This is a genomic window from Nocardia sp. NPDC051787 (assembly GCF_040681325.1).
GTDB lineage: Bacteria > Actinomycetota > Actinomycetes > Mycobacteriales > Mycobacteriaceae > Nocardia.
On the sequence record NZ_JBFAYO010000024.1, the window covers coordinates 1 to 13,972 of the forward strand.

The following is a 13,972-nucleotide window of genomic DNA, read 5'->3' on the forward strand; positions in this document are numbered from 1 at the left end:
GTCAAGGGCGAGAACATTCCGGAGCCCGGCATCCCGGAGTCGTTCAAGGTCTTGCTCAAGGAACTCCAGTCGCTGTGCCTCAACGTCGAGGTGCTGTCCTCCGACGGCGCCGCGATCGAGCTGCGGGAAGGCGAGGACGAGGACCTGGAGCGTGCGGCGGCCAACCTGGGCATCAACCTGTCCAGGAACGAAGCGGCCACCGTCGACGATCTGGCGAACTAGGCGGCCGGCCGGATGCCGTCATCGCACGGCATCCGGCCTCCGCAACGGATTACCCAACTAGTGAACTTTTGCTCGAATTCGACCCGCACAGGGGAAAGGAAGTTACGTGCTAGACGTCAACTTCTTCGATGAACTCCGGATCGGCCTCGCCACCGCCGACGACATCCGTCAGTGGTCCTACGGTGAGGTGAAGAAGCCGGAGACCATCAACTACCGCACGCTCAAGCCGGAGAAGGACGGCCTGTTCTGCGAGAAGATCTTCGGTCCCACCCGGGACTGGGAGTGCTACTGCGGCAAGTACAAGCGCGTCCGCTTCAAGGGCATCATCTGTGAGCGCTGTGGCGTCGAGGTGACTCGCGCCAAGGTGCGCCGCGAGCGGATGGGCCACATCGAGCTGGCCGCTCCGGTCACCCACATCTGGTACTTCAAGGGCGTGCCCTCGCGCCTCGGGTACCTGCTCGACCTGGCGCCGAAGGATCTGGAGAAGATCATCTACTTCGCCGCCTACGTCATCGTGGCGGTCGACGAGGAGCTGCGGCACAACGAGCTGTCCACGCTCGAGGCCGAGATGGAGGTCGAGAAGAAGGCGGTCGCCGACCAGCGTGACGCCGATCTCGAGGCCCGCGCCCAGAAGCTCGAGGCCGACCTGGCCGAGCTGGAGGCCGAAGGCGCCAAGTCCGACGTCCGCCGCAAGGTCAAAGACGGCGGCGAGCGGGAGATGCGCCAGCTCCGCGACCGGGCCCAGCGCGAGCTGGACCGGCTGGAGGAGATCTGGAACACCTTCACCAAGCTGGCGCCCAAGCAGCTGATCGTCGACGAGGTGCTCTACCGCGAGCTGGTCGACCGCTACGGCGAGTACTTCACCGGCGCGATGGGCGCGGAGTCCATCCAGAAGCTGATGGAGAACTTCGACATCGAGGCCGAGGCCGAGTCGCTGCGCGAGACCATCCGCACCGGCAAGGGCCAGAAGAAGCTGCGCGCACTCAAGCGGCTCAAGGTCGTCGCGGCCTTCCAGACCAACGGCAACTCGCCGATGGGCATGGTGCTCGACGCCGTTCCGGTGATCCCGCCGGAGTTGCGCCCGATGGTTCAGCTCGACGGTGGCCGCTTCGCCACCTCCGACCTGAACGACCTGTACCGTCGCGTGATCAACCGCAACAACCGCCTCAAGCGACTGATCGACCTCGGCGCGCCCGAGATCATCGTCAACAACGAGAAGCGGATGCTGCAGGAGTCTGTCGACGCGCTGTTCGACAACGGCCGCCGCGGCCGTCCGGTCACCGGGCCGGGTAACCGTCCGCTCAAGTCGCTGTCCGATCTGCTCAAGGGCAAGCAGGGCCGCTTCCGCCAGAACCTGCTCGGTAAGCGCGTCGACTACTCGGGCCGTTCGGTCATCGTCGTCGGTCCGCAGCTGAAGCTGCACCAGTGCGGTCTGCCCAAGCTGATGGCACTGGAGCTGTTCAAGCCGTTCGTGATGAAGCGCCTGGTCGATCTGAACCACGCGCAGAACATCAAGTCGGCCAAGCGGATGGTGGAGCGGCAGCGGCCGCAGGTGTGGGACGTCCTCGAAGAGGTCATCGCCGAACACCCCGTGCTGCTCAACCGCGCGCCCACCCTGCACCGCCTCGGTATCCAGGCCTTCGAGCCGCAGCTGGTGGAAGGCAAGGCCATCCAGCTGCACCCGCTGGTCTGTGAGGCGTTCAACGCCGACTTCGACGGTGACCAGATGGCCGTGCACCTGCCGCTGTCGGCGGAGGCGCAGGCCGAGGCACGCGTGCTGATGCTGTCGTCGAACAACATCCTCTCGCCCGCCTCGGGCCGGCCGCTGGCCATGCCGCGTCTGGACATGGTGACCGGCCTGTACTACCTGACCCGCCTGGAAGACGGCGCGAAGGGTTCCTACCAGCCGGCCACCAAGGACGCTCCGGAGCAGGGCGTGTACTCCTCGTCGGCCGAGGCGCAGATGGCGGTGGACCGCGGTGAACTCACCGTGCGTTCGCTGATCAAGGTCCGGCTGACCGACCAGCGTCCGCCGAAGGACGTCGAGGCGGCGCTGTTCCCCGAGGGCTGGCGCCGTGGCGACGCGTGGACCACCGAGACCACGCTGGGCCGGGTGCTGTTCAACGAGCTGCTGCCCGCGGACTACCCGTTCATCAACGAGCAGATGCCGAAGAAGCGTCAGGCGACGATCATCAACGATCTCGCCGAGCGCTACCCGATGATCGTGGTCGCGCAGACCGTCGACAAGCTCAAGGACGCCGGCTTCTACTGGGCCACGCGTTCCGGCGTGACGGTCTCCATGTCCGACGTGCTCGTGCCGCCGGAGAAGGCCGAGATCATGGAGCGCTACGAGGCGCAGTCGGATCAGATCGAGAAGAAGTACCAGCGTGGTGCGCTCGATCACCAGGAGCGCAACAACGCCCTGGTCAAGATCTGGCAGGAGGCGACCGAGGAGGTCGGTAAGGCGCTGCGCGCGCACTACCCGGCCGACAACCCGATCATCACGATCGTCGACTCGGGCGCCACGGGTAACTTCACCCAGACCCGTACCCTCGCCGGTATGAAGGGCCTGGTGACGAACCCGAAGGGTGAGTTCATCCCGCGGCCGATCAAGTCCTCCTTCCGTGAGGGCCTGACGGTTCTGGAGTACTTCATCAACACCCACGGTGCCCGTAAGGGTCTGGCCGACACCGCGCTGCGTACCGCCGACTCGGGTTACCTGACCCGTCGTCTGGTGGACGTGTCGCAGGACGTCATCGTGCGCGAGCACGACTGTGGCACCGAGCGCGGCATCGTGGTGCCGATCGCGGAGAAGCTGCTCGACGGCTCGATCATCCGCGACGCGCACGTGGAGACCTCCACCTACGCGCGCACGCTCGCGGCCGACGCGATGGACGAGCAGGGCAACGTCATCGTGGCGAAGGGCGCCGACCTCGGCGACCCGGCGCTCGAGGCGCTGCTGGATGCGGGCATCACCGAGGTGAAGGTCCGCTCCGTGCTGACCTGCACCACCGGCACCGGCGTGTGCGCGACCTGCTACGGCCGCTCCATGGCGACCGGCAAGCTGGTCGACATCGGTGAGGCCGTCGGTATCGTCGCCGCGCAGTCCATCGGTGAGCCCGGTACCCAGCTGACCATGCGCACATTCCACCAGGGTGGTGTCGCTGGTGACGACATCACCGGCGGTCTGCCTCGTGTGCAGGAGCTGTTCGAGGCGCGTGTGCCGAAGGGCAAGGCGCCCATCGCCGAGGTCTCCGGTCGCGTGCGGCTGGAGGACGACGATCGCTTCTACAAGATCACCATCATCCCGGATGACGGTGGCGAAGAGGTTGTCTACGACAAGCTCTCGAAGCGGCAGCGTCTGCGCGTGTTCAAGCATGACGACGGCACCGAGCGTCTGCTCTCCGACGGTGACCACGTCGAGGTCGGCCAGCAGCTGCTGGAAGGCGCGGCGGATCCGCATGAGGTGCTGCGCATCATGGGCCCCCGTCAGGTGCAGGTCCACCTGGTCCACGAGGTCCAGGAGGTCTACCGCTCACAGGGTGTGTCGATCCACGACAAGCACATCGAGGTCATCGTGCGCCAGATGCTGCGTCGTGTGACGATCATCGATTCCGGTGCGACGGAGTTCCTGCCCGGCTCGCTCACCGAGCGCGCCGAGTTCGAGGCCTCCAACCGCCGCGTCGTCGCCGAGGGCAACGAGCCCGCGGCGGGTCGCCCGGTGCTGATGGGTATCACCAAGGCGTCGCTGGCCACCGACTCGTGGCTGTCGGCGGCGTCCTTCCAGGAGACCACCCGAGTCCTGACGGACGCGGCGATCAACTGCCGCTCCGACAAGCTCATCGGCCTCAAGGAGAACGTGATCATCGGTAAGCTGATCCCGGCCGGTACCGGTATCAACCGCTACCGGAACATCCAGGTGCAGCCGACCGAAGAGGCCCGTGCCGCGGCGTACGCGGTGCCGTCCTACGACGACACCTACTACAGCCCGGAAGGGTTCGGTGCCCCCACGGGTGCCGCGGTTCCGCTGGACGATTACGGCTTCAGCGACTACCGGTAATCCATTTCACGGCAAAAGCATTCGGCCCCCGCTCCGATTTCGGAGCGGGGGCCGATGTGGTTTGCTGGGCAATGATTCACGGTGCGGGATCGAAATCCCGACCCCGCCAGCGGTTTCAGCGCTCGCTGTCGAGCAGCGCCATCTGTGCGGTTGCGTAGCGCTCTCCGGCGACTCGGTCGGCGGGGATGGCCGACTCGATGGCGGACAGTTCGTCGCTGGTGAGCGAGATATCCAGTGCACCAATGCTTTCCGCCCAGCGCGCGCGTCTCCGAGCGCCGATGACGGGCACGATGTCGTCGCCGCGGGTCAGTGCCCAGGCGATGGCCAGTTGAGCTACCGAGGCACCCTTGCGTGTGGCGATCTCGCCCAGCGCGCGGACCAGTTCGAGGTTGCGGTCCAGGTTCTCGCCCTGGAAGCGCGGGCTGTGGGCGCGGAAGTCGCTGGCGTCGAAGGCGGTCCCGGGCCGGATCGAATCGCTGAGCAGGCCGCGTGAGAGCACGCCGTAGGCGGTGATGCCGACGCCGAGTTCTCGGCAGACCGGGAGTATCTCCGCCTCGATGCCACGTGAGATCAGCGAGTACTCGATCTGCAGATCCGCGATCGGGTGTACGGCCGCGGCGCGGCGGATGGTTTCCACGCCGACCTCCGACAAGCCGATATGACGCACGTATCCCGCCTCGATCAGTTCGGCGATGGCCTCGACGGTGTCCTCGATCGGGACGTTCGGGTCCAGCCGGGCGGGACGGTAGATGTCGACGTAGTCGACGCCGAGCCGCTGCAGGCTGTAGCCGAGGAAGTTGCGCAACGCCTCCGGGCGATTGTCCACACCGCCCCAGGTGCCGCCGGGGCCGCGCAGCGCGCCGAACTTCACGCTCAGCACCACGTCCTCGCGTGGACGTTCGGCGATGGCCCGGCCGATCAGCATCTCGTTGTGTCCGGCGCCGTAGAAATCGCCGGTATCGATGAGGTTGGCGCCGGAGTCCAGCGCCGCGTGGATCGTCGCGGTGGACTCGGCGTCGTCGGCCGCGCCGTACATGCCGGACATGCCCATCGCGCCGATGCCGATGCGGCCGACCGTGGGGCCGGTCGCCCCGAGCTGTACTTCTTCGATCGTCTTTGTCGTCATAGAACTAGCCTGAACTGCGCGGACCAGGTGCGGGAGAGATCGTTTATCGGGGGAGTGGCGATCCCTGGCTGAGGCCGCCGTTTCGGGGGACAGTGGTGACATGGACCGCGCCGAACTCGCCGATTTCCTGCGCCGCCGCCGTGAGCAGCTCACGCCCGCCGACGTCGGGCTGCCGCCCGGTGTCCGGCGGCGTACGCCCGGCCTGCGCCGCGACGAGGTCGCGCTGCTGGCGGGCATGTCGACCGACTACTACACCCGTTTGGAGCAATGCCGCGGCCCGCGTCCGTCCACCCAGGTGCTCGCCGCGCTCGCGCGCGCTCTGCGTTTCACCAGCGACGAACGCGACTACCTCTACCATCTGTGCGACCACACGCCGACGGGACGCGAGCCGACCGACAAACATGTCGGCCCCGGTCTGATGCACCTGCTCGCGAAGCTGGACGACACCGCCGCCACCGTCGTCACCGATCTCGGCGAGGTGCTGGTGCAGAACCGGATGCACACCCTGCTCGTCGGCGATCACGCCGAGCGGCGCGGCTGGGAGCGCTACTACCCCTACCGCTGGTTCACCGACCTCCCGTCGCGCGCCATCTTCCCGGTGGAGGACTGGGATCGGCTCGGCCGCCAGCATGTCGCCGATCTGCGCGCCACCGCCGCGCGTCGCGCGGGAGACGCGGACGTCACCGAGTTGATCGCCGAGTTGCGCTCCGCGAGCGCGGATTTCGATCGTCTCTGGGATGAACACGAAGTGGCGGTGCGCCTTTCGGACACCAAGCGCATCCTGCATCCGCAGGTCGGCCTGATCGATACCGTGTGCGAAACGTTGCTGACCCCGAACGCCGCGCAGCGGTTGCTGGTCTACCTTCCGCGTCCAGGCACCGACGCAGCCGAGAAACTGGACCTGCTGCGCGTGATCGGGACGCAGAAGCTGACCTCCGCCGACCAGCTCGACTAGGGCGCGGTCACATACTGCAGCGCCGCGTCGACGGCGGGCTGCCCGCCGCCTACGACGAATCCGGCCATCGCGCCGATCGCGGCGCCCGCGACCGCGGCGGCGGGCACCGTGATGAAGTCGAGCACGAACAGTCCGAGCGGGAATCCGAGGACGAAGCCGATGGCCGCGCCGATCCCCGCACCGGTGAGGATCGAAGGCATGGCTTTCTCGGCCTCGGCGTAGAACCGCTCCTGCGCGCTGACGTCACGCAGCGGTGCGTCGGTCAGGCCGGTTGGTGCGAGGGTGAGCCGGTGGCCCGCGTCCTCGACTATCGGACGCAGTGCCACGCGTTGTTCCCCGACTCGCAATGCCATCGGCAGCGCTGCGACGACCTTGCCGTCCCGGTCGGAGACCGTCACCACGCGATCGTCGTGGGTGAGCTCGAAGGTCCCGTCCTGGATGGTGGCCACGGCCGCGCGCCGGTCATCGGTCGCGGCGACCTGGTAGGCGACCTGGTGGAACGAGCCGCTCAAGTCGAGCGGCGCGTCGTCGGGCGCGGGTTGCGCGTGTGCTGCGGTCGTGGTGATCGCGGTGGCCGCCAATGCGATCAGTGCCGTCGCGGTGAAATGGGAGATCCTCATCGTGCTCTTTCCATGTGCCGCCCCCGTGTCCGGTTCGTCCGAAGAACATACCGTCTGGTGGGCGTTATCAGAAGCGGTTGGGGCACGGCATTGTTCGATCCATCCACGCGGAATCGCGGTGTTGCGCTTCGCAAACCGGGCCCTCGCATCGGTGCGTGAACCGTGACGGCAAGTCGGCTCCAGCCTGGCTATGCGATCGACGAGCGCGGGGTGGACCGCTACGCGGTGCGTTCGTGCTGGTCGGGGTTGCCGTCGACGATGCGACTGGCGACTCGGGATTGTCCGATCAGGGGGTGTGCGGTCGGCGCAGTTGCTCGTGGATCGTGGCCCGGCGAATCGCGCCGACGTCGAGGCGACTCGCATTCGCTCTTGACATCCACGCGCGCACACGCAACACTGAACTAGATGGTTCAGTATGACTTCCTGGATGCCTCCTTCGGAGCGCTCGCGGATCCCACCCGGCGTGGGATCCTGGAGCGACTCGGCAGTGGGCCCGCGACCGTCAGTGAGCTGGCCGAGCGCTTCGAGATGACGCTGACCGGCGTCAAGAAGCACATCCAGCTGCTGGAGGCGGCGGGCATGGTCGTCACGGAGAAGCGTGGCCGGGTGCGGTACTGCCGCCTCGGTGCGAACGTCTTCGACCGCGAAGTGGCCTGGATGCAGGGCTACCGGCGGATGGTGGAAGCCCGGCTGGATCGTCTCGGTGAATTTCTCGAGCGAACGGAGCAGGAACCATGAGCGAGCGTAGCGAGCGAACAATCAACACAGCCACGTTTGTGGTCATGACGGAGCCGAGCGCCAGCGAGGCGCAGTCATGAGCACAACCACGAACGACGCCGTTGTCACGACCGACACCGACCGCACGATCCACATCGAGCGGATCTTCGACGCCCCGCGCCAGCGGGTGTGGGACGCCTATAGCAGGATCGAGTTGCTCGCCCAGTGGTGGGGGCGCGGAAACAAGCTCGACATCGAGCGGTGGGAGTTCCGCCCGGGCGGCCATTGGCGCTTCGTCGAGCACTCCGATGAGGGCACCGACGGCTTCGAAGGCCGCTTCCGCGAGGTCACCCCGCAGGAGCGCATCGTGTACTCCTTCGAGTGGGACGGCATGCCCGCCCATATCGCGATCGACCACGTCAGCTTCGTCGACCTCGGCGACGGCCGCACGAAGGTGGTCACCGACAGCCAGTTCCACACGCCCCAGGAACGGGACGGGATGCTCCAGTCCGGCATGGAGGTCGGGCTCAACCAGAGCTACCGCGCGTTGGACGCGCTGCTGGCACGCGGCTGATCACCGAACGTGTTCGGCCCCGGTCGTCGTCTCCGCGAGCGGGGCCGAATCACGCGGTCAGTCCCTGGCCGGACCGATGCGACGTTTGCGCGGCTCGAGGTGCAGCCCCGGCAGTGGCGGTGCGGGAATGCGTTGCTGTGGCATATGGCCCGCGATGTCGGCGAACCGGCTGACGTCGTGGTTCTCCCAGTCGGTGCGGGCCGCGACGATGTCCTCGTGGCTACGGCCGACGAAGTTCCACCACATCACCAGTTCCTCGCCGAACGGCTCGCCGCCGATCAGCGCGAAATGAGCGCCCTCCGCGCTGCTGATCCGCAGCTCGTCACGATCGGTGCCCAGGTAGAGCAGGGGGCCGGGAGCGAGTTCGGTACCCGCGACCGTCACGCGGCCCTCGATCACCAGCACCGCATGCTCGAAACGGGGTTCCAGCGGCACGGTGACGTCGGCTCCGGGCTCCACCCGCACGTCGGCGCCGACGATGGGCGAGTAGGCGATCGCCGGTGAGCTCACCCCGGCCAGTGAGCCGATCAGCACGATCGCCCTGAGGCCGGGCGCTTCCAGGACGGGCAGCTCGCGATGCTGCTCGAAGTGCGGGTCGATGCCGGTGCGGTCGCCCGGCAGCGCGATCCACAGCTGCAGACCGTGTCCGGCGGGCGCGCCGGGGACGGCGTACTCGGAATGGGCGATGCCGCGACCCGACGTCATCAGATTCAGCTGGCCCGGTTCGATCTCCACGTCCGAGCCGACCGAGTCGCGGTGCCGGATACGGCCCTCGAATGGCCAGGTCACCGTCTGCAGTCCGATGTGCGGGTGCGGATCGATGTCCGGCGGCGCGCCGGTCTTGGTGACGGTCGGCGATCCGAAGTGATCGAGGAAGCACCACGCGCCCACGGTCGGCAGATCCCGTTGCGGCAGCACGCGTTCGACGAAGACGCCGCGAACACCGCCGAGCGGCACCTCGCGTGCCGGATACAGCTCCGCGGCCGGACCGGGACCCGGCGCCGGTTCGCAGAGCGTTTCCGCAGGGCGAGGATCCAGATCACTCACGACTCCGCCTCGCTGGCGCTCGGCTCCGTCGTGTACGAGGGCACGCTGTGCTTTCGGTCAGCTCGCTGGCGCTCACTCACCGCGTGACGCCTTTGCCGATCACATGCGCGTCGTACTGCGGATGCTTCTCCAGGTATCCCTTGATGAACGGGCACAGCGGCCGGATCACGCGCTCGCGCTCTACTGTGTCCTCGATCGCGTTCTTCGCCAGGATGGAGCCGAGCCCTTTGCCGGAGAACGCGCCGTCGATCTCGGTGTGGGTGAACACCGTCTCGTCGTCGCGCTCCTCGTATTCGGCGAAGCCCGCCAATTCTCCGCCGTGGAACACCTCGTAGCGATGCCGCTCGTCGTTGCGAACGACCGTGGATTCCGGAGCTGATTCGGTCATGCTTGCCTTCTCCTTCCGTGCGCGTACTGGGTGCCCGCTGAGAATCGAGACGCGGTTGAACGCGCCGATCGTGGTGGCCACCCACATGACGACAGACAGCTGATCGTCCGTCAGGTACCGGCGAGCGAAAGCGTACTCACGCTCGATGATGTTTTCGTCCGGAAGCGTCGCCGTGACCTCCGCGACCGCGAGCACGGCCCGCTCGAACGGGGTGTACGTGCCGCCGCGCCGCCACCCGGGCAGCACCGAGATTTCCTGCTCGGTTGCTCCGGCCGCGAGTGCGGCCCGGTAGTGCACGTCCAGGCAGTACGCGCAACCGTTGAGCTGGGAAACGCGCAGGTTGATCAGTTCGATGATCCGGCGATCCAGCCCGACCGCGGCGCCGGCTGCTCTGACCTCGCTCGCGACGCTGTTGAGCGCGCGGAACGCGGACGGCGTCCGCTTGTCGATCCAGACGCGATCGTGCGGTGTATCGGGCTTCATATTCATGGGATGTTAGCCGCTCTCGGTGAACGCGCCCGGACCGGAGTGGCAGTAACCGGACTCCGGTCCGGTGATCGGCTCTAAGGCCCCCGATTCGGCGACTGAGCAGCCCGTGGACCGACCTCTTGGGCTTTGCCCTCGTAAAGGGCGATCTTGTAATCCAGCACGGCCAGGGTCTGACGAAGTTCATCGATCTTGGCGAGTACATCGGCGCGCGTGTTCCGGAACATCTCCAGCCGCTGCGGGAACGTGGTTTCCCCCGCGCGCACCAGTTCGGCGTAGCGGACCATGTCCGCCACCGACATGCCCGTGGTGCGCAGCCGGCCGATCAGCGTCAGCCATTCCAGATCGCGATCGCTGAACCGGCGCTTGCCGGCGTGATCCCTGCCGATGTAATCCATCAGCCCGATCCGCTCGTACCAGCGCAACGTGTCCCGGCTCAGTCCCGACCGCTCGGCCACCTCGCCGATCGAATACCGCGGCTGCTCCCGATCGCTCCCGCCGCCGTGCGGTGCGGTTTCACTCACGACTGCGCCTCGCTGACGCTCGCTCACTGTGCTCGCCTTTCCCGTTGAACGCCGACGACGCTAGTCACCTGGAGTGCACTCCAAGCAAACTCTGACAACCGCCCCGTCGGCGCATTTTGTTGACGGGAGATGGATCGTGCTGGTCAGCTGCTGTAATCGGGCAATTGCTGGACGGCCCACTTGTTGCCGTCCGGATCAGCGAAGAAGGTGAACAGGCCCCAGCCGAGATCCTGGACCGGCGTGGCGTCCACACCCGCGGCGATCAGCTGTTGATACGCCTCCTCGGCGCTGGCGACCACCATCTGCATGCCTTCGACGCTGCCAGGAGCCGCTTCGGTGATGCCATCGCCGAGGCAGATGGAACAACCGGAACCTGGCGGGGTCAGCTGAACGAAGCGCAGATTCTCGTTCACCCGGTGGTCGTGGTCGGCGTTGAAGCCGATCTTGGTGTAAAAGTCCTTGGCGCGGTCGACGTCGGTCACCGGAATCGCGACGAGCTCGATTTTCCAATCCATTCGCCGAGCATTCCACCGCCCGCCGACAAAGTCCCGGCTTCCGGCCTACCCTGGGAACATGCCTGGAAAGGACATCGATCGCGTCAGGGCCCGTTCGGCCTGGGCGACGGTCAAGGAAAGCCCCGTGATCACCGCCATCGCGGTCGCGCCGTTCGCGCTCGCGTTCGGCGTGGTCTGGTGGCTGTTCGGTGGTTTCGCCGCGTTCGTTCTACTGGTCATCCTGGGCGCGGTCGTTGTGCTGGGCGGCAAGTTACTGCGCTGACCGCGCGTCGCCTGCGCGGTCAGCGCGGGATATGGAAGTGGATCAGCTCCCCGGTTCCCGGGTCGACGTCGGCCCAGGGGCGGTCGAATCGCAGTACCGCGAGTGCTGAGGTCGGGAACTTCCTGCTGAGTTCGACGGCAGGCGCGCAGTCGTGATTGCTCGCCAGTTCCCATGCCGTCCATGGCATGCCCGGAGCGTGCCCGATCACCAGCAGCGTCGCCACGTCGTCGTCGCTGAGCTGGATCAGCTCGATGAGCGTCTCGGGCGCGGCCTCGTAGATCGCGGATTCGAACACGACCGGCGCGGTGATCTCGGTGGCGGTGAGCGTTTGCCTGGTGCGCGTCGCGGTGGAGCAGCGCACGGCATCGATCGGCGGCTGGGTCTCGCGCAGCCACTGACCTGCCAGTCCGGCCTCGCGCCGTCCCCGCGGTGCCAGCGGGCGCTCGTGATCGTCTACGCCATCCGGATAGGCCGATTTGCCGTGCCGCATGAGGATCAGAGTCCGCACCATGGGGGATACCGTAAGCCCTCCGGGTGAGAGGTCTCGACCACACTCGAGGCAAACTGAAAGCAGCATCACATCACCCCATAGGTGGCACAGCCCACGCACATCTTCGAGGATCAGCACAATATGGCCTACGTAATCACGCAGCGTTGTTGCAACGACGCCAGCTGCGTTTCCGAGTGCCCGGTCGACTGCATCCGTCCCACACCGGACCAGCCGGAGTTCGCGACGACCGAGATGCTCTACATCGACCCCGACACCTGCATCGACTGCGGCGCCTGTGTCGACGCGTGCCCGGTAGAGGCCATCTTCTCCGAGGACGACCTGACCGCCTCGCTGGCGCGGTTCCGCGATATCAATGCCGCCTATTTCCAACGGCATCCGCTGGAATCGAACTTCGATCCGATCGTCACTCCCGCGCGTCCACCGAGGGAACTGGGCACTCTGCGCGTCGCGATCGTCGGCGCCGGGCCCGCGGCCTGCTATGCGGCCGACGAACTGCTGCGCCGGGCCGACGTCGAAATCGAGATGTTCGACCGGCTGCCGACTCCCTGGGGTCTGGTCCGGGCTGGCGTCGCTCCCGACCACCCCGGCACCAAGACAGTGTCGAACATGTTCGAGTCCGCGTTCCGCCGGGAGACCCTGCAGTACTACCTGAACGTCGAAGTAGGCACGCACATCTCGCACGAGGAACTGCTGCGCCACCACCACGCCGTGATCTACGCGGTCGGCGCCTCGACCGACCGTCGGATGGGCATCCCCGGTGAGGACCTGCCGGGCAGCCACTCCGCCACCGAGTTCGTCGCCTGGTACAACGGCCACCCCGACTACGCCGATCGGACCTTCGACCTGTCCGGCGAGCGGGCCGTCATCGTCGGCAACGGCAACGTCGCGCTGGACGTGGCGCGCGTGCTGACCGTCGACCCCGACGAGCTCGCCAAGACCGACATCGCCGACTACGCGCTGGACGCCTTGCGGCAGAGCAATATTCGCGAGGTCGTCGTAGTCGGCAGGCGCGGCCCGTTGCAGGCGGCCTACACCTCGTCGGAGTTCCTCGCCCTCGCCCACCTGAAGGGCGTCGACGTGGTGGTGGACGAGACCGACTTGGAACTCGACCACGCCAGCCAGGCGATCGTGGACGACCCGGAAATCGAGCCCTCGCTGGGCCTGAAGTACACGCTCGCCAAGGAATACGCGGCCGGTCGTCGCGCCGAGGGCAACAAGCGGATCGTGTTCCGCTACCTGACTTCGCCCACCGCGCTGACCGGCACCGACCGGGTCGAGTCGGTCGAGTTCGTGCACAACGAGCTGGTCGAGGTGGACGGCCAGTTGGTGGCCAGGCCGGCCGACCGCACCGAGACCATCGACGCCACGCTGGTGCTGCGGTCCATCGGCTACCGCGGCGAGCCGGTCGCGGGCCTGCCGTTCGACGAGCGGCGTGGCGTCGTGCCCAACGAGAACGGCCGGGTCATCGGCGACGACGGCACGCCGGTGCCCGGCGTGTACGTCAGCGGCTGGATCAAGCGCGGCCCACGCGGCGTGATCGGCTCGAACCGGACCGACTCCGAGGAGACGGTGGAACTGCTCCTCGCCGATTTCACCGCGGGCAAACTCGGTTTACCGCAGGGCGACCGCGCCGCGCTGAAGACCCTGCTCGCCGAGCGCCAGGCCGACTTGGTGGACCGAGCGGGCTGGAAGGCGATCGACCAGGCCGAGAAGGCGGCGGGCAAGACCGCGGGCCGCCCCCGAGTCAAGTTCACCACCCGGGAAGACCTGCTCAAAGCCGCCCGCGGCTGACAATCTTCGAGGCCGGTCGGATCACCCGAGATCCGACCGGCCTTCAAACTATGGAACTCTCCGCTACCAGCCAACTGATTTCGCAAGAACATGGGTAACTCACGGGGAACGCCCAGAACTCGAGTGGCACCCAACGCAGGACCTGAACGCAGATCCCGCGTCACCCGACTTGTA

At 66.9% G+C, this 13,972-nt stretch carries 14 protein-coding genes; 7 read left to right on the forward strand and 7 right to left on the reverse strand.

Annotated elements, in window-relative coordinates; genetic code table 11:
• Positions 1–222 (forward strand): hypothetical protein (locus AB0M45_RS23785; RefSeq protein ID WP_364333114.1); only part of this gene is annotated, 222 nt, incomplete at its 5' end.
• A gap of 106 nt (positions 223–328) precedes the next feature.
• Positions 329–4,282 (forward strand): DNA-directed RNA polymerase subunit beta', encoded by a 3,954-nt coding sequence (locus AB0M45_RS23790; RefSeq protein WP_364333117.1) that lies wholly within the window; start codon positions 329–331, stop codon positions 4,280–4,282.
• A 115-nt stretch (positions 4,283–4,397) separates the two neighbouring features.
• Here AB0M45_RS23790 and AB0M45_RS23795 read toward each other — a convergent pair whose 3' ends face one another.
• Positions 4,398–5,408, reverse strand: a complete 1,011-nt coding sequence (locus AB0M45_RS23795; RefSeq protein ID WP_364333120.1) for an aldo/keto reductase — start codon at positions 5,406–5,408, stop codon at positions 4,398–4,400.
• A 100-nt stretch (positions 5,409–5,508) separates the two neighbouring features.
• On the opposite strand from AB0M45_RS23795, the gene AB0M45_RS23800 reads away from it, so the two are divergent.
• The gene (locus AB0M45_RS23800; RefSeq protein ID WP_364333123.1) at positions 5,509–6,363 is read left to right on the forward strand and encodes a helix-turn-helix transcriptional regulator; all 855 of its coding nucleotides are present in this window, start codon (positions 5,509–5,511) and stop codon (positions 6,361–6,363) included.
• Here the strand turns inward: AB0M45_RS23800 and AB0M45_RS23805 are convergent.
• Complete coding sequence (locus AB0M45_RS23805; RefSeq protein ID WP_364333126.1) at positions 6,360–6,983, reverse strand: hypothetical protein; 624 nt, start codon at positions 6,981–6,983, stop codon at positions 6,360–6,362. The two genes, AB0M45_RS23800 and AB0M45_RS23805, sit on opposite strands and share 4 nt — an antisense overlap.
• Before the next feature lie 405 nt (positions 6,984–7,388).
• On the opposite strand from AB0M45_RS23805, the gene AB0M45_RS23810 reads away from it, so the two are divergent.
• Together AB0M45_RS23810 and AB0M45_RS23815 are read left to right on the forward strand one after the other, a co-directional pair.
• On the forward strand, positions 7,389–7,721 hold the full coding sequence (locus AB0M45_RS23810; RefSeq protein ID WP_364333129.1) for a metalloregulator ArsR/SmtB family transcription factor: 333 nt from the start codon (positions 7,389–7,391) through the stop codon (positions 7,719–7,721).
• 76 nt (positions 7,722–7,797) lie between these two features.
• On the forward strand, positions 7,798–8,274 hold the full coding sequence (locus tag AB0M45_RS23815; RefSeq protein WP_364333132.1) for an SRPBCC family protein: 477 nt from the start codon (positions 7,798–7,800) through the stop codon (positions 8,272–8,274).
• Positions 8,275–8,331: 57 nt separating this feature from the next.
• Here the strand turns inward: AB0M45_RS23815 and AB0M45_RS23820 are convergent, their stop codons facing one another.
• From AB0M45_RS23820 to AB0M45_RS23835, 4 genes are all read right to left on the reverse strand, one after another.
• A complete protein-coding gene (locus AB0M45_RS23820) occupies positions 8,332–9,321 on the reverse strand; it encodes a pirin family protein (protein ID WP_364333135.1) in 990 nt (329 codons plus the stop codon).
• 76 nt (positions 9,322–9,397) lie between these two features.
• Positions 9,398–10,192 (reverse strand): GNAT family N-acetyltransferase, encoded by a 795-nt coding sequence (locus AB0M45_RS23825; RefSeq protein ID WP_364333138.1) that lies wholly within the window; start codon positions 10,190–10,192, stop codon positions 9,398–9,400.
• Positions 10,193–10,272: 80 nt separating this feature from the next.
• Positions 10,273–10,719, reverse strand: a complete 447-nt coding sequence (locus tag AB0M45_RS23830) for a MerR family transcriptional regulator (protein WP_364333141.1) — start codon at positions 10,717–10,719, stop codon at positions 10,273–10,275.
• 143 nt (positions 10,720–10,862) lie between these two features.
• Positions 10,863–11,234: a VOC family protein gene (locus tag AB0M45_RS23835; protein ID WP_364333144.1), complete on the reverse strand. Its 372-nt coding sequence runs from the start codon at positions 11,232–11,234 to the stop codon at positions 10,863–10,865.
• A gap of 58 nt (positions 11,235–11,292) precedes the next feature.
• On the opposite strand from AB0M45_RS23835, the gene AB0M45_RS23840 reads away from it, so the two are divergent.
• Complete coding sequence (locus tag AB0M45_RS23840) at positions 11,293–11,496, forward strand: hypothetical protein (RefSeq protein WP_364333147.1); 204 nt, start codon at positions 11,293–11,295, stop codon at positions 11,494–11,496.
• 19 nt (positions 11,497–11,515) lie between these two features.
• Here the strand turns inward: AB0M45_RS23840 and AB0M45_RS23845 are convergent, their stop codons facing one another.
• A complete protein-coding gene (locus AB0M45_RS23845; RefSeq protein ID WP_364333150.1) occupies positions 11,516–12,007 on the reverse strand; it encodes a histidine phosphatase family protein in 492 nt (163 codons plus the stop codon).
• 120 nt (positions 12,008–12,127) lie between these two features.
• Here AB0M45_RS23845 and AB0M45_RS23850 point away from each other — a divergent pair, with 120 nt between their 5' ends.
• The gene (locus tag AB0M45_RS23850) at positions 12,128–13,798 is read left to right on the forward strand and encodes an FAD-dependent oxidoreductase (protein ID WP_364333282.1); all 1,671 of its coding nucleotides are present in this window, start codon (positions 12,128–12,130) and stop codon (positions 13,796–13,798) included.
• The last annotated feature ends 174 nt before the right edge of the window (positions 13,799–13,972 follow it).

Excerpts from the sequence above, each read along its gene's own strand:
- AB0M45_RS23825 (WP_364333138.1), bottom strand. The coding sequence starts at position 10,192 with ATGAAGCCCGATACACCGCACGATCGCGTCTGGATCGACAAGCGGACG.
- AB0M45_RS23795 (WP_364333120.1), bottom strand. The coding sequence starts at position 5,408 with ATGACGACAAAGACGATCGAAGAAGTACAGCTCGGGGCGACCGGCCCC.
- AB0M45_RS23805 (WP_364333126.1), bottom strand. The coding sequence starts at position 6,983 with ATGAGGATCTCCCATTTCACCGCGACGGCACTGATCGCATTGGCGGCC.
- AB0M45_RS23850 (WP_364333282.1), top strand. The coding sequence starts at position 12,128 with ATGGCCTACGTAATCACGCAGCGTTGTTGCAACGACGCCAGCTGCGTT.
- AB0M45_RS23835 (WP_364333144.1), bottom strand. The coding sequence starts at position 11,234 with ATGGATTGGAAAATCGAGCTCGTCGCGATTCCGGTGACCGACGTCGAC.
- AB0M45_RS23845 (WP_364333150.1), bottom strand. The coding sequence starts at position 12,007 with ATGGTGCGGACTCTGATCCTCATGCGGCACGGCAAATCGGCCTATCCG.
- AB0M45_RS23800 (WP_364333123.1), top strand. The coding sequence starts at position 5,509 with ATGGACCGCGCCGAACTCGCCGATTTCCTGCGCCGCCGCCGTGAGCAG.
- AB0M45_RS23840 (WP_364333147.1), top strand. The coding sequence starts at position 11,293 with ATGCCTGGAAAGGACATCGATCGCGTCAGGGCCCGTTCGGCCTGGGCG.
- AB0M45_RS23815 (WP_364333132.1), top strand. The coding sequence starts at position 7,798 with ATGAGCACAACCACGAACGACGCCGTTGTCACGACCGACACCGACCGC.
- AB0M45_RS23810 (WP_364333129.1), top strand. The coding sequence starts at position 7,389 with ATGGTTCAGTATGACTTCCTGGATGCCTCCTTCGGAGCGCTCGCGGAT.